The sequence below is a fragment of the Streptomyces sp. NPDC032198 genome (assembly GCF_040636975.1).
Classification (GTDB): domain Bacteria; phylum Actinomycetota; class Actinomycetes; order Streptomycetales; family Streptomycetaceae; genus Streptomyces.
In genome coordinates, this window is the sequence record NZ_JBEZVL010000003.1 from 394,689 (window position 1) to 415,304 (window position 20,616).

Annotated in this window: 13 protein-coding genes and 1 tRNA gene; 8 read left to right on the plus strand and 6 right to left on the minus strand. The window is 70.8% G+C overall.

Translation table 11 applies throughout. From position 1 onward, the window contains the following. Positions 1-4 precede the first annotated feature (4 nt). Genes AB0E78_RS09840 through AB0E78_RS09855 form a run of 4 tightly spaced genes read right to left on the minus strand, consistent with a single transcriptional unit; the run spans position 5 to position 5,165 of the window. Positions 5-250 (minus strand): hypothetical protein, encoded by a 246-nt coding sequence (locus AB0E78_RS09840; protein WP_361830087.1) that lies wholly within the window; start codon positions 248-250, stop codon positions 5-7. Next, positions 247-471 (minus strand): MbtH family NRPS accessory protein, encoded by a 225-nt coding sequence (locus tag AB0E78_RS09845; protein WP_361830089.1) that lies wholly within the window; start codon positions 469-471, stop codon positions 247-249. Before AB0E78_RS09845 ends, AB0E78_RS09840 begins: the two co-directional genes overlap by 4 nt. Beyond that, entirely contained in the window at positions 472-3,849 is a 3,378-nt protein-coding gene (locus AB0E78_RS09850; protein ID WP_361830091.1) for an amino acid adenylation domain-containing protein, read from the minus strand. Next, the gene (locus AB0E78_RS09855) at positions 3,846-5,165 is read right to left on the minus strand and encodes an MFS transporter (RefSeq protein WP_361830093.1); all 1,320 of its coding nucleotides are present in this window, start codon (positions 5,163-5,165) and stop codon (positions 3,846-3,848) included. The genes AB0E78_RS09850 and AB0E78_RS09855 overlap by 4 nt, the downstream gene beginning before the upstream one ends. Before the next feature lie 296 nt (positions 5,166-5,461). On the opposite strand from AB0E78_RS09855, the gene AB0E78_RS09860 reads away from it, so the two are divergent. Genes AB0E78_RS09860 through AB0E78_RS09890 form a run of 7 tightly spaced genes read left to right on the plus strand, consistent with a single transcriptional unit; the run spans position 5,462 to position 17,318 of the window. Further along, positions 5,462-6,823: a radical SAM protein gene (locus AB0E78_RS09860; protein ID WP_361830094.1), complete on the plus strand. Its 1,362-nt coding sequence runs from the start codon at positions 5,462-5,464 to the stop codon at positions 6,821-6,823. 31 nt (positions 6,824-6,854) lie between these two features. Further along, a complete protein-coding gene (locus AB0E78_RS09865) occupies positions 6,855-7,667 on the plus strand; it encodes a hypothetical protein (protein ID WP_361830096.1) in 813 nt (270 codons plus the stop codon). A 5-nt stretch (positions 7,668-7,672) separates the two neighbouring features. After that, on the plus strand, positions 7,673-9,529 hold the full coding sequence (locus AB0E78_RS09870) for a B12-binding domain-containing radical SAM protein (RefSeq protein ID WP_361830098.1): 1,857 nt from the start codon (positions 7,673-7,675) through the stop codon (positions 9,527-9,529). Further along, on the plus strand, positions 9,526-10,566 hold the full coding sequence (locus AB0E78_RS09875) for a TauD/TfdA family dioxygenase (protein ID WP_361830099.1): 1,041 nt from the start codon (positions 9,526-9,528) through the stop codon (positions 10,564-10,566). Before AB0E78_RS09870 ends, AB0E78_RS09875 begins: the two co-directional genes overlap by 4 nt. A 53-nt stretch (positions 10,567-10,619) precedes the next feature. Then, a complete protein-coding gene (locus AB0E78_RS09880) occupies positions 10,620-14,630 on the plus strand; it encodes an amino acid adenylation domain-containing protein (RefSeq protein WP_361830101.1) in 4,011 nt (1,336 codons plus the stop codon). Continuing rightward, positions 14,623-16,500 (plus strand): non-ribosomal peptide synthetase, encoded by a 1,878-nt coding sequence (locus AB0E78_RS09885; RefSeq protein ID WP_361830103.1) that lies wholly within the window; start codon positions 14,623-14,625, stop codon positions 16,498-16,500. The genes AB0E78_RS09880 and AB0E78_RS09885 overlap by 8 nt, the downstream gene beginning before the upstream one ends. Further along, positions 16,497-17,318 carry a phytanoyl-CoA dioxygenase family protein gene (locus AB0E78_RS09890; RefSeq protein ID WP_361830105.1) on the plus strand — a complete coding sequence of 274 codons (822 nt, stop codon included), beginning with the start codon at positions 16,497-16,499 and terminating at the stop codon, positions 17,316-17,318. The genes AB0E78_RS09885 and AB0E78_RS09890 overlap by 4 nt, the downstream gene beginning before the upstream one ends. A 39-nt stretch (positions 17,319-17,357) precedes the next feature. Here the strand turns inward: AB0E78_RS09890 and AB0E78_RS09895 are convergent. Beyond that, positions 17,358-17,445 (minus strand) — tRNA-Leu (locus tag AB0E78_RS09895). 140 nt (positions 17,446-17,585) lie between these two features. On the opposite strand from AB0E78_RS09895, the gene AB0E78_RS09900 reads away from it, so the two are divergent. Next, positions 17,586-18,920 (plus strand): DUF2254 domain-containing protein, encoded by a 1,335-nt coding sequence (locus AB0E78_RS09900; protein WP_361830107.1) that lies wholly within the window; start codon positions 17,586-17,588, stop codon positions 18,918-18,920. A gap of 30 nt (positions 18,921-18,950) precedes the next feature. Here the strand turns inward: AB0E78_RS09900 and AB0E78_RS09905 are convergent, their stop codons facing one another. Beyond that, entirely contained in the window at positions 18,951-20,504 is a 1,554-nt protein-coding gene (locus AB0E78_RS09905) for an aldehyde dehydrogenase family protein (protein WP_361830109.1), read from the minus strand. Positions 20,505-20,616 lie beyond the last annotated feature (112 nt).

Sequence of the window (20,616 nt, forward strand, 5' to 3'; positions counted from 1 at the left end):
GCCGTCACGCCCGTCCGGCGGGCGGCTCGAACCGCAGCTCGTCGGTGCAGAAGGCACGCCACTGCGGTGTCGCCGCGTCCCACAGCACCCCTTGGTCGGCCTGGACCGGGTGCCGTACGACGGCCAGGTCGTCGCGCAGGTACACCACGGTGTCGTCCGGCAGGTCACCCTGCTGCTCCGCCGCCGCGTCGGCCCAGCCCGCGAAGCCGCGCACGTCGCCGAGGAGGCATCCCTGGTAGTACGGCGTCATCCCGCGGCCTCCCGCTCGATCCGGCGGCGCAGGCTCAGGGGCCGCATGTCGGTCCAGACGGTCTCGATGTACGCCAGGCACTCCTCGCGCGATCCGCCGTGCCCGGCGTCCTCCCAGCCGGCCGGTCGCGGCTGCCGCTCGGGCCAGACGGAGTACTGCTCCTCGTGATTGACGACGACCCGGTATCGGGCCGGGTCGCCGCCGTGCGGTTCAGTCGTCACTCAACCCTCCTCGTACGCGATGCGTTGGCGGGCGACCGGGACGATCCGGTCGGGCGCGCCGGTTCTTTCGACCGTCCCGCCGCGTGCGGCGGATTCGGCGAGCAACTGCTCGACCAGCGGCGCGAGGCGGGCCACGGTCGGTGCCCGGAAGAAGGCCCGTACGGTGATGTCCACGCCCCAGGTGTCGTGGGCGGCCGCGATCACGCGCATCACCATCAGCGAGTCACCGCCATGGCTGAAGAAGTCGTCGTGCACGCCGATGTCGGTCCGGCGCAGCGCGGTGCGCCACAGGTCGAGCAGGGTGTGCTCGACCGGGGTGCGGGCCGGGCGGGCCGTGCCGGGCGGGGCGACCTCGGTGCCGCCGGACCCCGGCAGCGCGGAGCGGTCCAGCTTGCCGTTCGGGGTGAGCGGAAGTGCGGTCAGGAGCACCAGGCGATCCGGGAGCATGTACAGCGGCAGATGCTCGCGCACGACGGCGTGCCAGTCCACGCCCTCCTGCCCCGCGCTCGGTACGAGGTAGGCGTGGACGCGCGTCGTGTCCTGCTCCCTCTCGGTGAGGACGACGGCGTCCTGGACGTGCGGGGAGCGGCGGAACGCTGCCTCGATCTCGCCGAGTTCGACGCGGTAGCCGCGCACCTTGAGCTGCTGGTCGCGGCGGCCGAGGAACTCGATGCGCAGGCCGTGCGGCCCGTGCCGGTAGCGGCCGCGGTCCCCGGTTCGGTACATCCGCGCGCCGGGCCGGTCGGCGAAGGGGTGCGGCACGAAGGCGTCCGCGGTGCGGCCAGGGGCGCCCAGGTAGCCGCGGCTGAGCGTGGGTCCCGCGATATGGAGGGTGCCGGGGACGCCGGGCGGCACCAGTCGCATCCGGTCGTCGAGGAGATAGGCCTCGGTGCCGGGCAGGGGGAGGCCGATGAGCACGGACCGGGTGTCCAGGTCATCGGCGCCGACGGTGAAGTAGGTGCTGTCGATGGTGCCTTCGGTCAGGCCGTAGCAGTTGACGACTTCCGTGTCCGGTCCGCACAGCCCGCGGATCCGCGCGAGCTCGTCGGCGGGGAAGGTGTCGGAGCCGACGATGAGCAGCTTGAGGAAGGTCAGGTCCTGGTGGCTCTCGGCGAGGTGCGCGGCCAGGGTGCGCAGCACCGTGGGCACGAAGTCGGCCACGTCGACGCCCTCGTCGCGCATCAGGCGCAGCAGCCTGGCGGGCAGCAGCAGCGTCTCGCGGGGGCAGACGACCAGGGTCGCGCCGGATCCGATGCAGCGGACGAGCTCGCCGAGGTAGCCGTCGAAGCTGAAGTTGGCCATCTGCAGGTGGCCGCGGATCCGCCCGCGCAGCGCGAAGGCGTGCTCCCACGCGAGCTGGATGCGCCGGAGGGAGCCGTGGGTGGCCATGACGCCCTTCGGGCGCCCCGTCGAACCCGACGTATACATGACATAACAGAGGCTGTCGGGGCCCAGCGCGCGCTCGGGCCGGGTGCCGGGGAAGTGCGCGGGGTCGGCGCCATCAGGCCCCGCGACCAGGCTGCGTACGGGATCGCCGACGAGGTCGGTGACGAGCCCCCGCTGGGTGACCACCACGTCCACCCCGGCGTCGGCGACGATCATCGCGCGGCGCGGGGCGGGGCTGTCGAGGTCCAGCGGCACGTGGGCGGCGCCCGCCTTCCACGCGGCGAGGACCGCGACGACGCTCTCGGCGGAACGTTCCATGTAGATGCCGACGCGGGAGCCGGACGTGACGCCCTCGCCGCGCAGCCGGTGGGCCAGCCTGTTGGCGGCGCGGTCCAGCTCGCCGTAGCTGAGCCGGGTGTCGCCGTGCACCAGGGCGGGAGCGTCGGGCGTGCTCGCGGCCCACTGCTCGAACACGTCGAGTACGTCGGGTACGTCGGGTATCTCGTGTGCGTCGTGTTCGTGGTGTGCGTCGTGTTCGTGGTGTCCGTCGGGAGCTCCGGCGTCGTGCGGCTCGACCCGCGCCCCTGTCGCGGCCTCGGCGATCAGCGCGCGGTCCTCTGCGGTGAGGCCACCGGTCAGGCCGATGGGCCGCTCCGGATCCCGGGTCATGTCGTCGAGCACGGACTGCCACAGCCGCAGCAGCGCGTCGACGGTCTCGGCCCGGTAGAGCTCACTGTCGTAGTGGGCGAGTACGTCGGTGTGCCCCTCCTCGGCGAAGACGTCGACGGTCAGGTCGAACTTGGCGACGCCGATGTCCACCTCCTCGGCGCGCGCGGTCAGGCCGCCCGGCCCGGTGGTCGTGGAGGGCGTGCCGATGTACTGGAAGGTGATGCCGAAGAACTGGCTGTCGCCCTCGCTGCGTTCGGTGTCGAGGGCGGAGACGATGTCCTGGAAGGCGACCGTCTGGTGTTCGTACGCGCCCAGGCAGGTCTGCCGCACCCGGGCCAGGGCCTGGCGCACGGTCGGGTCGCCGGACAGGTCGGTGCGCAGGGCGAGCATGTTGAGGAAGGGGCCGATCAGCAGGTCGGCGTCGACGTCCTCGCGCAGGGCGGTCGGCGTGCCGACCAGCACGTCGTCCTGGTCCAGATGGCGCGAGAGCGCGATCACGAAGCCGGTGAGGAGCACCATGAACGGCGTGACCCGCTCGGCGCGGGCCACCTCCTTGATGCGGGGCATCAGTTCGGCGTCGAGTGCGCGACGCGCGGTGGCCGCTGGCGGGGTGGGCCGTTCGGGCGGCATGCGGTCCGGGGGCAGCCGTCGGACGTCGGGCAGGTCGGCCAACCGCTCGCGCCAGTAGGTCAGTTCCGTCTCGTACGCGGGATGGCCCGCGCCCTGGTGGCGGCGCCGGGCGACGACATCCGCGTACTGGGCGGGCAGCGGGGCCAGGTCGGGGGCGCGGCGCTCGGCGCGGGCGGCGACGAGTTCGAGGAATTCGTCGACGAAGATCTGCCGGGACCAGCCGTCGCAGATGATGTGATGCCAGTTCAGGAGCAAGGTGTGGTCGTCGTCGGCCGAGCGCAGCAGCGCCGTGCGTATCAGCGGGCCGGTCTCCAGGTCGAAGGGGCGCCGGGCGTGCTCCTCGGCGAGGCGGTGGGCCTCGGCGGCGCGCGCCTGTGGGGGCAGCCCGGTCAGGTCGATCAGCCCGATGGGCATGGGGAGTTCGGGCTCGACGCGCATGCGGGGGACGCCGCCGTCGGACGGGAAGCGGGCGCGCAGGACGTCATGCCTGCGGACGATGTCGCTCACGGCGTCGGCTGCCGCGCCGGGGGCGAGCGGTCCGGTCAGTCGGATCGCCGAGCACGCGTTGTAGAGCGGGGTGCCGGGGTGCATGCGGTCCAGGAACCAGAAGCTTTCCTGGGCCGGGGAGAGCGCGTCCGCCCCGGAGGGCGCGTGCTCGGAGAGGGGCCGGGTGGCGGGTGTGCCGAAGCTCATGCGGCCTCTCCTGTCGGGCGGTCCACCGAGTCAACGGGGTTCACGGGCTCCACGGCGTGGGGCCTGGCGATTCCGGTGAGCGTTCCGGTCAGTGCGACGGCCAGGACGACGACGCCCATGACGAGACAGACCGTGGTGACGCCCGCTCCGGCGGCCGCCGCGGTCGTGATGGCGGCACCGATCGGCCCCAGCGCCGTGTGGATGGTCCAGAAGGAGGACGTGACCCGCCCCAACAGGTGGCTGGGGGTCACCTCCTGACGCAGCGACATGGAACAGATGCCTGCGATGCCGGTGCACATGAGGGTGATCGTCATCAGCACGGCGATCACCGGGACGCTCCCGGACAGGCCGATCCCGGCGACCGACAGGCCCGCGAGCGAGAACGCGCTGATCCAGGTCACGCCGAACCCGAGTCGTTTGCGCACCCGGGCGACCGCGGCAGACGCGATGAACGAGCCGACGGTCCCGGCGGTCAGGACGTATCCGACCGTGGTGTCCGGGTGGTCCAGCTCATGCTTGACCAGGTAGATGACGAGGTCGGTCAGGCCGTAGATGAGGAACGTGATCAGCGAGAGCAGGAGTGTCAGCGGACGGAGCACCGGGTGGGCCCACAGGAACTTCGCCCCGGCCAGGAACTCCTCGCTGATGTTGCCGCGTTGGGCGGGACTGGTCGGCTTGGGCCTGCCGTTGAACTTGACGAGCAGAACACCGAGCGCGGAGACCGCGAAGGTCGCGGAGTCGATGCCGATCGCGGCGGCGGGACCCGCGGACGAGGCCACGAAGCCGGCGAGCGCGGGCCCGGCGACACTGGCGACCGCGTACGTCGCGTACATGTGCCCGTTGGCCTTGGTGATCTGGTCCGGCTGGACGATGGCCGGCACCACGGTCACATAGGTGACCTGGAAGAGCATCGAGAAGCAGCCCGCGATGGGGACGACGGTGTAGATCAGCCATATCGGCGTCGAGGAGATCCAGGCAAGCGGGATCAGCAGGTAGAGCAGACAGCGCGCCCCGTCGGCGAGCATCAGGAGCCGTCTGCGGTCGAAGCGGTCGGCGACGACTCCGGCGACCAGGCCGGTCAGGATCGACGCGACACCGGTGAGCCCGGTGACGAGGCCCATTTGCAGGACCGATCCCGTGCTGTGCAGCACCAGCAGCGGCAACGCGACATAGGAGAAGGAGTCGCCGAGCGCGGAAAGGGTCTGAACGCCTAAGAAAATGCGATACGCGGGGTTGCTCCATAAAGAGGGCGGACCGCCCTCCGCACCCGTCGGCCGTACCTGATCCTGGTCCTCGGACAGTTCCCCTGACGGCACGGGTTCCCCCAATCCAGAGCTGCCGACGGGCAGTAGATCACACGCCCCAGAGGGCGTCAAGGTCGCCTTGGGCAAGGGTTAGTTGAAGGCCTTCTTGACGGTGGCCTGTCATGCATGCTAGAAATTCGATTTCGATTGGATTGTCTGTGCGAAGCCCCAACCCCCTCTTGCCTGGAGAGAAATTGCGGGTCGCATTTGTACATACGCCCATGTCTACCGTTCCTATTGCGCAGCGCAAAGATTTCTGGCGTAACTTCGACATTCAATACCATGCGGCACATCCCGGTCTCGACCACATGCGGAAGAACATGTGGGAGCTTCCGCACTGGATGCACTGGCTCGGCGGAGTGCTCGTCGCGCACGGCTACACCGACATCGATGTCGTCGATCTCTACACCGACCCGAACACGTTCACACGGCCGGGCGTGCTGGCCGTGGACGCCGTGGAGGCGGCCGTGCGCGCCCACCCGGCGGACGTCTACCTGTTCTCCCCGATGACGGTCAACCTCTGCTACGCGTACGAGATCGCGGGCGCCGTGAAGCGCATCAGCCCCGCGGCCACCGTCGTCTTCGGCGGGGTCGTCGCCACGCCGCTGGCCCACGAGGTGGCCGGCCACCCGAGCGTCGACTACGTGGTGGCCGACCGCGGCGAGCAGGCCCTTCCCGCACTCCTGGACGCGCTCGCCGACGGAGGCGACGTGGCCGGCGTGGGCAATCTGGTGCACCGGCGGGCCGACGGCACCACCGTGCGGACGGCACACCGCTACCCCCAGCTGCACCCGGCCGACATCCCCTTTCCCAAGGTGGACCTTTTCCCTTCGAGTACCGGGGAAGACATCCGCTATTTACGCCAGGTCTATGCGCTCGGGTGTCCCTACCAGTGCACTTTCTGCACCATCCAGACCATCGGCAGGCGTCCCGACTATTTCCCGCTCGACCGCGTCCTCGAAGAGATCCGCGCCTACCGGGCACGTTACGGCGGCCGTCACAACATCTACTGGGGTGACGAAACCTTCACCCTGCACCCGGATCGCACCCTTGAGCTCCTCGAACTCCTGGAAAAAGAAGGTGACATAAATTATGACTGTCAGACCCGGCTGAATTGCCTGACCGATGACCGCATATTGCGCAAGCTGAAGAGCAGCGGCTGCCAGTGGGTGGAGATCGGACTGGAGACCGCCTCCCAGGAAAGCCATGAGACGCACAAACATCACATGAAGCTGAGCGCGACCAGGGAAACCCTCAAACAGGTCAGGGACGCCGGGCTCGCCGCCTGCTCCTTCACCGTGAACGGCTTTCCCGACCAGAGCATCGACGACATGCGGCGCAGCATCGACTGGGTGTGCGAACTGCTCGCCGAGGACCTGCTGCAGGCGACGTATCTCTTCGGCCTCGTGCCCTATCCGGGAAGCGCCATGTTCAACCACCCCGAGCGCTTCGGGATGAAGCTGCTCCACCGCGACTTCCGGCTGTATCACGAGGACATGCCCCCCGTCTTCGCCACCGACAAGGCCACCCCGGACCAGGTGTACGACGTGTTCCTGGAGGGTCTCGACCTGTTCGCGCAGGCCATGGACAAGACCCCGTACTTCGGTTCGGCGCCGGACCCGGGCACCGCCGACGCGTACGGCACCTTCTGGGCCGATGCCCACGTATAGCCTTCCGCGGCCCCGGAAAGACGGGAGCACCATGACTTCTTCTCGATGGCACGTACTGCGGGACGGCGACGCGGGCCTGATCCTCACGGTGGCCTTCGACGCCGGACGGGGAGACGCCCGGTTCGCCGACCTGGCGTCCCGACTGGACGGACGGCAGGTACTGGAAGGTGTGCCGCGGCCCAGCACGGTCGCCGCACTCCTGCGGCACGGGGCGGACGCGTACGTGACGCCCTGGCTGGAGGAGATCAAGGAGCGCGGCCAGCCGGTGCGGGCCGTGCTCGGACACTGCGCCGGGAGCGGCCTCGCACGCGAACTTGCCGCGCGCTTATGGAGGTTGGGCCTCGGCGAGCCCGCCCTGATCACCTTCGACCCGGTCCTGGTCGACAGCCGGACCCTGGGCGAGGACTACCGCACCGCCGTGCACACCCTCGCCGCCCAGCTCTCCCCGCAGGACCTCGACACCGCACTCGCGGCGGCCCGGCCGTGCGACGACGGGCCCCTCGCGACCGGAGCGGACGTACTGCCGCTCGCCGAGGCACTCGAAGCGGCCTATGGGACGGCGGTGGCCGCCGCTTGCCGGGCCCTCGGCGTCGCCCCCGCGGTGCAACAGCAGCTCTCCGACCGGTTCTCGCACTACCTCGCCTACCTCGCCGCATCGGCCTGGACGGACGCGGCACCACCGCGGGACACACCACCCGCTACGACCGTCCTGTCCGCCACCGGTGGCATCGGCACCAGTGGCGCCGACCCGCGCGGCACGGTCACCCGGTTCACCACGGACCGGACCCGCCTCCTCGCGGACCCCGAAGTCGCCGCGTACACAGCCCGGTTGACGGACGGGTGACGCTCATGGACCCCACACCGCTCGCCGTCCCGGAGGCCCTGGCGAACCGCGTGCGCCAGGCACGGTCCGAGCGAATAGACCGTGAGCTGTACGACGAGGAGAAGCGCTGGCGCTGGTGCCCCGGCGACGGCGAGGATCCCCGCACCGTCTCGCAGGAGGCCCTGCACCGCGAGGCCGCGGTGGAACACGAGGTCGACGCCCGCCTCGGCCCACCCGAAGCCGGGCCCGAAGACCCGCGCCGGGACGGGGAACGACGGCGCGTCAAGTACTTCCCGGTTCTCTTCGTCAGCGCCCCGCACATCGAGGAGGGCGCGACCGGCGCGTTCCCCGGCATGCCCACTCCGCTGCTCTACGCGACCTGTGTCCTGGACCGGATGCTGCGCATCGACGAGTTCCCCGGCCCACGGGTGCCCGACGTCGTGGCCGTCCTCAACCCCCCTGCCTACTCCCCCGCCTTCGAGGCGGACCTCGTCGCCTGTCTGCGCGAGCACCACCCGATGGTGGTCGGCATCAGCAACCTCTCCGAGGGCCACCACTTCGCCCTGCGCATCGCGGCCACGGTCAAGAAGGAGTGCCCGCAGGCCATCGTCCTGCTCGGCGGCCAGCACGAGGACGCCGTCAACCCGGACGCCTACCGGGCGGCCTCGCACCGCGTGGCCGGCATGAGCGGCCGCAGGCAGGAGACCCACGGCGACTTCCGGATCGGCGCGGAGGAACTCGGCAGGCTCACCGCGCTGCAGACGTTCGCCCGCCCCGACGAACGAGAGCTCATGGACGTCGTGTTCGCGGGGGACTCCGCGTTCGCGCTGCCCGAGGTGCTCAAGGTGGTGGCGGAGTGTCTGCCCGCCGACGCCGAGACCGTCAAGAAGCGCATCATCGCCGAGCAGGACCGCTTCGCCGGGCTCCCGGGCGTGGGCAGCCTGTTCACGTACGACCGGAACGCGGGGCGCATCGAGTCGATGCCGCTCAGCGGCGTGCCGATCGACGGCGACCGGCTCCCGTACATCGACGTGACCCGGCTGACGCACGAGAACCGCTTCCCCGTCTTCGCCCATCGTCCGACCGCACAGATCATGGCCTGCCTGGGGTGCAAATACGCGTGCTCCTTCTGCCACGAGTCCGCGGACGCGTTCCTCTACGAGCAGCCGAAGATCCGCCAGCGGTCCCCGCAGCACGTCATCGGAGAGATCCGGCTGCGCATCGACCAGGGCTTCGAGGCGGTGTTCTTCGACGACAGCACCTTCACCCAGAACCCGCGCTGGCTGACCGAGTTCCTGCCCCTCCTCGAAGACCTCAGGGCCGAGCACGGCACCTTCGAATGGGGCTGCCAGACCACCGTCAACGACGTCGACCGCGACCTCCTGCTGCGCATGGCGGGAGCCGGCTGCACCTATGTGTACTTCGGCGTCGAATCGGCCGAACCCGACGCCGCACGCGTCCAGAAGGTCCGCCAGCTCCTGCTGGTCTCCGAGACCGACTGGACCGAGCGCTTCCGGAACGTGGCCCACTGGTGCCGCGAGGCCGGGGTCCGGGTCGGCACGTCCCTGCAGTTCGGCCTCGGGGAGACCACCGAGCAGCGGCTGCTCACCCTCGACCTCATCGCCGAACTGCACCAGGACGGCTGCATCCCCGACGGCTGCGTCGCCCTCAACGTCAACAGCCCCTACCCCGGCACCCGCCAGTGGCTCCAGATGCTCCAGTCGGGCGCCGCACTGCCCGACTACCGCGAGAAGCTCGTGCGCCACCCTGCCTTCGAGACCGCCCATCAGTTCTCCGCGATCACCGGCCAGGACGTCGAAGCCCTGTATCTGCTGGCCGCGGACCGCCTCGGCCGCGCGCTGCACCAGGAGGAACCGGCGTGACGAATCCACCGCGCGGGGGGCTGCCGGGCCCCGAGGGTCTGCGGCAAGCCGTGCCCGCCCAGGTCGCCTTCACCCCGGACTCGCTCGTCAGCCACGCACCGCTCGCCGCCCCGGGCGAACCGCCCCTGCTCATCCGGCCGGCCGCCCCCGGCGTCGACGTCGCGGCCTGGGCCGGACAAGCAAGAGCCTGGCTGGACGAAGCCCTCGACGAGCACGGCGCCGTACTGCTGCGCGGCTTCTCGGTCACCACCACCCATGACCTGGAACGCCTCGCCGACGCGCTCATCGACCAGGTGTACCGCGACAACGGCGAGCACCCCCGTGCCTCGCTCAGCGGCAGCATCTCCTCCCCGGTGTTCTTCCCGGCGGAGGAGAAGCTGCTGTGGCACACCGAGAACTCCTTCAACGACGCGGGTCCCTCGCGCATCATGTTCTGCTGCGCGCGGCCCGCCGCCTCCGGAGGCGAGACCCCGGTCGTCGACAGCCGACGGGTCTTCCGGCAGCTCGACGCGGACTTGCGGGCCGAGTTCCTCGCCAAGGGCGTGATGTACGTACGGAACTACGGGACGGGCCTCGGCCTCGACTGGCGTGACGTGCTGCGCACCGACGACCGCCGAGAGGCCGAGGCGCGCTGCGAACGGCAGGGGTTGCGCGCCACCTGGGACGGTGACCGGCTGCGCACCGAGGCGGTACGGCCGGCCGCCGTCCGGCATCCGAGAACCGGCGTGTGGTCCTGGATCAACCAGGCCCAGCACTGGCACCCGGCCTGCCTCGACCCCGCGACCCGGGCCGCCCTGGAGGCCACGCACACGCCGGACACGCTGCCTCGGCACTGCCACTTCGGCGACGGATCCGCGATCCCGGACGAGGCGATGGCCGAGATCTGCCGGGTGTACGCGGAGCTCGAGGTCAGCTTCCCCTGGGAGAGGGGCGACGTCCTGGTGCTCGACAACATCCTGGTCGCGCATGCCCGAAACCCCTTCCGAGGGCCACGCGAACTACTGGTGGCCATGGGCGACTTGGTGCCGTTCGCATGAGGGGGTCCGGATGAAGGGGATCCGCATGGGGGGACTCGTATGAGGGGGTTCGTATGAGGGGGCAGGAGGCCGTCGAGGACGGGAAGCGGGGCGGGGCGGCCAACCGGGTCGAGGGCTACCGGCTCTCGTTCCAGCAGCAGCGCATCTGGCAGGCGTACGGCTCCGCCTCCCCCTCCTGGGCCCAAGCACTTCTGTACGTCGACGGCGCCGTCGACCCGCGGCGGCTGGCCGACGCCCTGCGTACGGTCACCGGGCGGCATGGCGCTCTGCGGGCGCGGTACCGCCGTGTGCCGGGGGCGAATACCGCCGTCGCGGAGCTTGGCGCGGAGGGCAGCGCGAAGGGCGGCGCGGATCCTGGCGCGGAGGCCGGTGCGGACGACGGGGGCGTCGAGTGGTCGGCGCAGGATCTGCGGGCTCTTCCCGGCGGCGAGATCCCCGGGCACCTGGAAGCCGCCGTACGGGCCGAGCGGCTTCGGCCGACGGGCATCGACGGTGCCGCACCCCTGCGCGCACGGCTGGTCAGGCTCTCCGATCAGCGCCACGCCCTGCTGATCACGACCTCGGGGCTGTCCGCCGACAGCCTGACCGTGCGCCGCCTCGCGGCCGAGCTCGCCCGCGCGTACGACGGCTGTTCACCGGATACCGCACCCCTGCAATACATCCAGTACGCACACTGGCAGCACCAACTCGACGCCGCTCAGGCGGTGAACGACGCCCACGACGGTGACGATCACCACGAACTCAACGTCGACGCACTCCACGACGCCTCGCTGGACCTGCCCCTCCGTCGCCCTCAGGCACCGGGGGCAGTTGACGACCCCGCCGTCGTACGCCTCGACCGCCCGGTACCGCCCGTGCTGGCGCAGGCCGTCCGGGCGTGCGCGAAGCAGTACGGCACCACCACTGAAGTCGTGCTGCTCGCCTGCCTGTTTGCCCTCCTGCACAGGATCACGGACCGGTCGGACGCCACCGTATCGGCCGCCCTGCCAGGACGCCCTTACGACGAACTGCGCGACTGTGCGGGCCACTTCACCCACTGGACGCCGATCCGCACAGGGCGGGACGGTCCGGACGGGCCGGACGCGGCCACCACGTTCGCCGGTGTGCTGGCCCAGGTCCAGCGCGACTGGTCGGACTCCGAGCAGGCCGCCGAGCGCGTACCGGCTTCGTACGCCACCGAACCGACGGGCTGGGCGGTCGCGTTCGAGGCGAAGGAAGAGGTACGCACCGAGCATGCCGACGGCGTCTCCTTCACTCCGGCCTGGGACGACGTCGAGGCCGAGCCGTGTGCGGTGAAGCTCGAGAGCATCGCGGGCGACGACTCGCTGCGGCTGGTGTGGCGGTACCGCCAGGGCGAGTTCACCGAAGACTACGTACGGAGCCTCGCCGGCCAGTATCTGACCCTGCTGGAAGGTGTCGTCGCCGAGCCGACGGCCCCGCTCGACACCATCGGCGTACTCGACGAGCAGAGCCACGCGCTCGTGCGGGCCGCGGCCGACCACGGCCGTGACACCCGACAGCCGCCCTCATGCCTGCACCAGATCTTCGAGCGCCAGGCACGGCGGTCGCCGGACAGCATCGCGGTGGTGGACCCCACGGCCCGGCTGACCTACCGACAACTGGACGATCAGGCCGACCAGCTGGCTCAGGTGCTGCGGCAGCACGGCGTCATGCCCGATCAGCCGGTGGCGATCTCCATCGGGCACACCCGTCACGTCCTGGTGGCGATGATGGGTGTACTCAAGGCGGGCGGCGCGTATCTGCCGCTCGATCCGGAACTGCCCCGGGCCAGGACCACGGACATGCTGTCGCGCTCGGGCTGCTCCCTGATCCTCACCGGTCCGGACACCCCGCAGGACAGCGGGAGCCGCTTCGGCGGCATCCACTGTCTGAACGTCGACAACCTGCCGACGACGGCGACGGCGACGGCGACGGCGACGGCACAACCGGTCGCCCCACAGGCCGAGGTGACTCCGGAGAACCTCGCCTACATCCTGTTCACCAGCGGCTCCACCGGCGTGCCCAAGGGCGTGGCGCTGCCCCACCAGGCCTTGGCCAACTACGTGCTCTGGGCGGCCCGGACCTACGTGCACGACGGTGGCGCGGGGGCCATGGTGCACTCGTCCGTGGCGTTCGACCTGACGGTGACCAGCCTGTTCGTGCCCCTGGTCAGCGGGCATACGGTGCACGTGGACCCGGCCTGGCGCAACGTCTTCGGCCTCACCGCCGAGCTGGGCCGCAGGACCGGCCTCGACCTGCTCAAGATGACGCCGTCGCATCTGGGCGTGATCAACCACGCGCTCGGCCCCGACGGCACGGACCAGGTCGCGCACTCACTCGTACTGGGCGGCGAGAACCTGTCCTGGGAGCACGTCGCACCGTGGCGCCGGCCTGCGACGACCACGCGGATCTTCAACGAGTACGGCCCCACGGAAGCCGCGGTGGGATGCACCGTCCACGAGATCACCGCCGAAGATCCGCCGGTGGGTGACGTGCCCATCGGCAGGCCCGTGGACGGCGCCGACGTATACGTCCTGGACAGCCATCTGGCGCCGGTCCCAGTCGGCGCGCTCGGCGAGATCTGCGTGGGCGGCATCGGCCTGGCGCGCGGCTACGTCGCCGATCCGGCGGGGACGGCGGACCGCTTCGTGCCGCACCCCTTCTCCGAGGTGCCCGGCCAACGCCTCTACCGGACCGGTGACATCGGCTACTACGGCCCCGACGGAACGCTGCACTGTCTCGGCCGCCGGGACGAGCAGATCAAGGTCCGCGGCGTCCGCGTGGAGCCCGCCGAGGTGGAGCGGGCGCTGCTCGCACACGCATCCGTCCGCGAGGCGGCCGTGGTGCTCAGGCCGGACGGCACGGACATCCCGGACTACCGTGGCGGCGCGGGCGGCGGGCGGCTCACCGCGTTTCTCTCGGCCTCCACCGAAGGGACGGTCGCGCCGTCGGAACTGCGCGGCCACCTCGCCGAGCGCCTGCCGGCCGCCATGGTCCCGGCCGCGTACATCTGGCTCGACCGGCTGCCCCTCACCGCGAACGGCAAGATCGACCGCGACGCACTGCTGACGGCCGACACCCCGGGAGACATCCGCGACGCTCGCGCGCGGACAGACGCTCCGTCCGCCGCGCCCGCCGCGCCCGTCGACGCTTTGGAGGCGGGAGTCGCGGCCATATTCGGAGAGCTGCTCAAGATCCCCTCGGTCGGCGTGGACGACGTCTTCTTCGATCTCGGGGGCCACTCGATCCTGGCGGTGCGGCTGATCGCGAAGATCAACGCGGCGTTCTCCGCCGAGCTTCCGGTATCGGTGCTGTTCGAGGAGGCAGCGGCTGCCGACGGATCACCGGTCGACCCCGCGACGCCCAGGGCGCTGGCCGCACTGCTCCGAGGTACGGAAGAAGCGAGCCCTCCCCCCGCTCTCGTCACGCTCCAGAGCCGAGGCGAAGGGACCCCGCTGTTCTGCGTCCCCGGAGGCGCGGACGCCATCGGCTTCCGGAACCTCGCCGGAGGATCCGTGCTGCGGCGCCCGCTGTACGCCGCGCAACGGCGGCCGGAGGCCGACGAAGAGACCGATCAGGGGGTCGATACGGAGGTCGACGTCGAGGCTCTGGCCGAGCGCCACCTCGCCGCCGTCCGAGCCGTCCGGCCGCACGGCCCGTACCTCCTGATGGGCTGGTCGATGGGCGGTCTCGTCGCCTTCGAGATGGCCCAGCGGCTGACCCGGCTCGGGGAGCGGGTCGCCATGCTGGTCCTCGTCGACAGCTACCTCGCCGACCAGCTCCCGGCCACCACCGGATCGGCTCCGGTTGACGCCCACACCCGCGCGGCTCTGCGGTACCGGCCGACGCCGTACACCGGTCCCACGACCCTCTTGCAGGCGCAGGAGAGCGACCCGCGGATGCGGGCGGCGGCAGGCGCGGCCTGGGCGGCGCTGTGCCCGGCCCTCTCCCCGCCACGCGTGATCGCCGGTGACCACTACTCCGTGCTGGACGAGCCGTTCGTGGCCGCACTGGCGGCGGAATTGGAGAAGACACTTCAGGAGGCGGACGCCCCCCATGCCTGACGAAGCCGGCACCACGCCACCCCGCCCGAGAACACCACCCGCATCGCCGGGGACAGTGCTCCAGTACTTCGACGACACGCGGCGCACGTCGCCCGAGCTGCCCGCGGTGGAACACCGGGGGCGCAGCCTCTCGTACGAGCAACTCGGGTGCGCGGCAGACGCGTTGGCCGCGCACTTGCGCGACCTCTCCGTCGCGGGCACGGTCGTCGGCATCCGCACCGACCGGTCGTTCCGGCTCCCGATCGCCATCCTGGCCACGCTGCGGGCCGGTGCCGCGTACATGCCGCTGGACCACGCCTATCCGGAGGCGCGGCTGGACTTCATGATGCGGGACAGCGGGATGCGCGTACTGCTCACGCACCGCACCCCCACGGGGGTGCCGCCCGCCCCCGCCGGGACGAGGATCGTCCTGCTCGACGACGCCATACCCGCCGATCCGCCCCAGCAGGAACCCCCCACGCCCCTCACCACCCCCCACACCACCACTGACGACCTCGCTTACGTCATCTACACGTCGGGATCCACGGGCACGCCCAAGGGCGTCGCCATGCCGCACGGGCCGCTGCGCAATCTCATCAGCTGGCAGCGGGAGACCTTCGCCTGCGGGATCGGATCCCGGACCCTCCAGTTCGCGGCGGCGAGCTTCGACGTCCACTTCGAGGAGATGTTCAGCACCTGGGGCACCGGCGGCTGCCTCGTGCTGATCGACGAGGAGATACGCCGGGACTCCCACCGGCTCCTGCGCTTCCTCGACGAACAGCGGCTGCACCGCGTGTTCATGCCGTTCGTGGCCCTGCAGTCCCTCGCCCACACGGCCCAGGACGTGGGCCGCCACCCGGACACGCTCCGGGAGGTCGTGTGCGGGGGCGAACAGCTCTACATCACTCCCGCCGTACGGCAATTCTTCGGCGCCCTCCCGGGTGTCGAGCTGCACAACCAGTACGGGCCGTCGGAGACGCACAACGTGACGGCCGTACGGCTGTCCGGCGATCCCGCGTCCTGGCCGGAACGCGCCCCCATCGGCCGGTCCATCGCCGCCGCGCGCGTGCGGGTCCTGGACGAACACGGCAGCCCGGTCACGGCCGGGGACACCGGTGAGATCGTCATCGGCGGTCCGGTGCTCGCCCGTGGTTACCTCAACCGGCCCGGCCTCTCCGCGGAACGTTTCACGCCCGATCCGCTGGGGCCGCCGGGATCGCGGGTGTACCGGACCGGGGACGTCGGCCGGATCGACGCGCAGGGGCTGATCCACTTCCTCGGCCGCGAGGACGGGCAGGTGAAGATCCGCGGTTACCGCGTGGAGCTCGGTGAGATCGAGTCGGCGGTCAGGGCACTGCCGGAGGCGGCCGACGCCGCGGTCGTGGTGAACGAGAGCCGCACGGCGGGCAAGCGCCTTGTCGCCTACGTGGTCGCTGAGGCGCCGCTGCCCGAGGATCTGCGGACCCGGCTCGCGGAGACTCTGCCCGAGTACATGCTGCCGGTGGCGTTCGTCCCGGTGGACCGGCTGCCCCTGACACCCAGCGGCAAGCTCGACCGCCAGGCCCTCGCCACGCGCGAGCTGACGGTCACGGGCAGCGGCGCCCGCCCGGCCGAGGACGGGGTACACCCGACCGAAGCCGGAGTCCGGCAGGATCTCACCCTCCTGTGGGAGCACGTGCTGGACGCGAAGGACATCGCGGCCGACGACAACTTCTTCCGGCTGGGAGGCACTTCCCTGCTGGCCGCGGTGCTGATCTCCCGGATCAACGAGCGCTTCGGGGCGTACGCGGACCTGGAGACGTTCATCTCCCGGCCGACGATCTCCGCGATGGCCGAGTGGATCGGGGAGCGGTCGGACCTGTCCCAACAACCGGTGAGGCTGGATTCGTGATCGACACTGACGACGGACATCTGGCGGACCTGATCGCGGAGTACGAGGAGAACGGCTGGTGCAGTTCTCCGTTCCGGTTCACCGCCCCCGCGGTGAACCTGCTCCGCATGAGCCTGGACGACGTCTGCCGCCGAGGCGGGCCGGAGGTGGTCCACGAGAGGGGCAGCACGGCGGTCCGCGCGGTGCACGGCTGCCACGAGTTCGACGAGGTGTACGCCTCGCTCGTGCGCCACCCCTATCTCCTCGCGCTGGCCGAGGCCCTGACCGGAACGCCGGTGTACGTCTACCAGTTCAAGGTCAACCTGAAGCAGGCCCGCGAGGGCCAGGCCTGGCCCTGGCACCAGGATTTCGCCTTCTGGAACGCGGAGGACGGCCTGCCGCGCCCCGCGGCCGTCACGCTGGCCGTGCCGCTGGACGACGTCCACGAGAGCAACGGTCCGCTGCTCCTCGTCCCCGGATCCCACCGTCTGGGGTACCTCGGCCCCGGCAAGGTCACCCCGGGCGACAAGAGCGACTGGCGCAGGAACTTCGCGGCGGATCCCGAGCACACCATGGACCCCGGCCGTGCCCACGAGCTGGTCGGCTCCCTCGGCAGTACGCGGGCGACCGGCCCGGCGGGCGCGATCCAGGCGTTCCATCCGAACATCGTGCACTCGTCGTCGGACAACGCCTCGCCCGACCGCCGGGCGCTGCTGATGGTGTCGTACAACTCCGTCGACAACGCCCCGCCCAACCCGACCCGCCCCGAATTCCTGGTCGGCCGAAAGACGGACCAACTGAAGCCACGCTGGGACGACCGCTTCCAGCTCGAGGCATGACAAAACCCCACGGTCTCCGAGAGACCGTGGGGTTCTGGCTGGTGTCCGAGGGGGGACTTGAACCCCCACGCCCGATAAAGGGCACTAGCACCTCAAGCTAGCGCGTCTGCCATTCCGCCACCCGGACAAGGTGTCTGTCGTTCGCGGGCTGTTCCCCGCGGCGACATGGACAACAATACCAAGCTTTCGGAGTGCCTTTCACCTGCGTTTCCGTACGCCGCCGGGCGGATGCCCGGCGGCCCGCACCGCCGCATCTACAGTCTCACCATGAGTGACGGGTTGATTACGGGAGTGCTCGGTGACGTGAAGGTGCGGCGGCCTCGGCTGCTGTCCCCGTTGCGCGAGCATCTGCGGGACACCATGTGGTTCGCGCCGACCGCCGGTCTGATCGGATCCATGGTGCTGTGGCTGGTCGCGGCGGAGCTGGACAGCCGGCTCGTGGCGGCGGCACGGGACGCCGGGGACTACGACACCGTCGAGAATCTGATGAAGATCGCCGAGGACGCGAAGGCGGTGATCAGCACCATCGGCTCGGCGATGATGACCTTCATCGGTGTCGTCTTCAGCATCTCGCTGGTGGCCGTGCAGATGGCCAGCGGGCAGTTCAGCCCGCGGGTGGTCCGGCTGTACATCAGGTCACGGATCACCAAGATCACGCTCACCGTCTTCCTGGCGACGTTCCTGTTCTCGCTGATGACGCTCACGTCCTTCGACAGCGAGAGCGATCCGCGGCGCCTGACGAGCGTGCCGCTGATCGAATCGCTCCTGGCGATGGCGATGGTCTTCCTGAGCCTGCTGCTCTTCGTCGCGTACGTGAACGGAACCCTCCGCATGATGCGGATCGGTTTCGTCATCGACCGGATCGCCCGGGAGTCGTTCCGGATGGCCGTGAAGCATCCGACCGAGGGAGCGGTGGACGACGAACGCCTCGGCCCCGCCACCGCCCGGATCATTCACCACGGGCGTGCCGGAGTGCTGCGGGACGTGCACATCGCCCGCGTCGTGCGTGCGGCCAGGCGCCACGGTGTGGTGCTGCGGCTGCTGCCCCGCATCGGCGACTTCATGGTGCCGGGCACGCCGGTGTTCACCGTCCACGGCGGGGCGGCGCCGCCCCGGCGCGCGCTGCGGTACACGGTGTCGGTGGGTGTGGAGCGCACCTTCCACCAGGACCTCGGTTTCGGTCTGCGCCAGCTCGCCGACATCGCGCTGCGGGCCCTCTCCCCCGCGGTGAACGATCCGACCACCGCCGTCCAGGCCCTGGACCGCATCATCCAGTTCCTGGCGTCGGTGGCCGCCTATCCGCTGGGTGCCCTGCGCCACCGTGACCGGCGCGGGGCGGTGCGGATGGTGCAGCCCGTGCCGGACTGGACCGCGCTGGTGGATCTGGGGTTCGCCGAGATCCGGGGGTGCGCGGTCGGCAGTCCGCAGGTCGTCCGGCGCATGCTGGCAGGCCTGGACGACCTGCTGCGGCTCGCGCCCGAGGAGCGCAGGGAGCCCCTCCTGCGCCACCGCGAACTGCTCGCGCGAGAGGTGGAACGCACGGTCCCGGAGGCCGCGGACCGCGCGTTCGCCCTGCGGCCCGACCGGCAGGGCATCGGTTAGACCGCGCTCCGATCCCTGCCGGCCCGGGAATCACGCCATCAGGTGGTAGCTCGGGAAGTTGCCCGGCGGACGCTCCATCGTCGGACCGTGGGTGACCGCACGGACCAGCAGCTCGCCGCCGACGAACGCGCCGCGCCAGGACGCGCCGAATCCGCCGAACAGCTCGTCCCGGTCACCGCGCGAGCGAGGCTTCCCGTGGCCGGTCTTGAACGCGCGGATCTGCGGTGCGAGGCGTTCGTACGTCGCGGTGTCGTCGGTCGACAGGGTGGCGACCAGCGCTCCGTTCGACGCGTTCATGGCGGCGAGCAGCTCCGCCTCCGTGTCGACCAGGACGATGGTGTCGACCGGGCCGAACGGCTCCGCGTGGTGCAGCGGCGATGACGGGGGCGGGTTGAGGAGCGTGACGGGGTGGACGTACGCGTCCGTGTCCTGGCCCGGCAGGAAGCGGTCCGCCACCGGCGCCCCGCGGTACAGCGGCACGGCACCGCGGTCGATCGCTTCCGTCACCTGATCGCGCAGCTCCTTGGCCTTGGCCGCGTTGATCAGCGGGCCGAAGTCCAGTTGCGGGAACGGGTCTTCGGCGTGCCCGACCGCCAGCGGGTGACCGACGCGGAGGGTGCGCACGGCCGGCAGGTAGGCGGCGAGGAACTCGTCGAAGAGGCCCCGCTGGACGACGAAACGCGGATACGCGGTGCAGCGCTGCTTGCCGTAGTCGAAGAGCTTGGGGATGACGGCGCCGAGCGTGTCCCAGTCGCTGTAGTTCCAGATGCCCCAGGTGTTCAGCCCTTCCTGTTCGAGGATGTGCCGCTTGCCGAGGTCCGCGACAGCGGTGGCGACGGCGGCACCCGTGTCACGTCCGCCGACGAAGGAGACGCAGCCGATCTCCGGTGCGCGCACCAGCGCTTCGGACAGTTCTCCCCCGCTGCCGCTCACGAGGGTGACGGGGATCCCTTCGCGGGCTGCCAGCGCGCAGGCCAGGGTGAGACAGGCGACGCCGCCATCGGTCGGGGTCTTGGCGATGACCGCGTTGCCCGCGAGTGCCTGGACCAACACTGCGTGAACGAGCACGCTCATCGGGTAGTTCCAGCTCGCGATGTTGGACACCGGGCCGTCCAGCGGGGTCCGGCCCTCGATCATCGGCTCGATGCCGTCGACGTACCAGCGCACGCCGTCGATGGCGCGGTCGACGTCGGCCTGGGCGAGCCGCCAGGGTTTGCCGATCTCCCAGACGAGGAGGAGCGCGAGCAGTTCGCGGTGCTCGGTGAGGGCGTCGAGGGTGGCGGCGACGCGGGCGCGCCGTTCGTCCAGCGGGACGTGGCGCCAGGCCCGGTGCTGGTCGAGTGAGGCGCGTACGGCCTGGTGGGCGGTGGCGGCGTCGAGGCGCGGCGGGCCGGCGATGGGGCTGCCGTCGACGGGTGAGGTGGCGGGCAGGGCGCGGCCGTCCGCCTGCCAGGTGCCGTTCCAGAGGTTCAGTACGCGGTCGTCGCGGAAGGCCTCGGGGGCGACGGCCAGGCAGCGCCGCCAGGCGTCGGTCCAGGCCGTACCGGCTTTGAGGACGAGGGGGTGGGAGAGGGTGGATGCCATTCGGGTGTCTCCGCTCACGGTGCACAGTCGGGGCGGGAGGTACATGGCTCGTGCGGGGCCGCTCGTTTCGCGGTCCGGGTGTGTGCTGGGGGACGGTAGTGCAGTAAGGCCC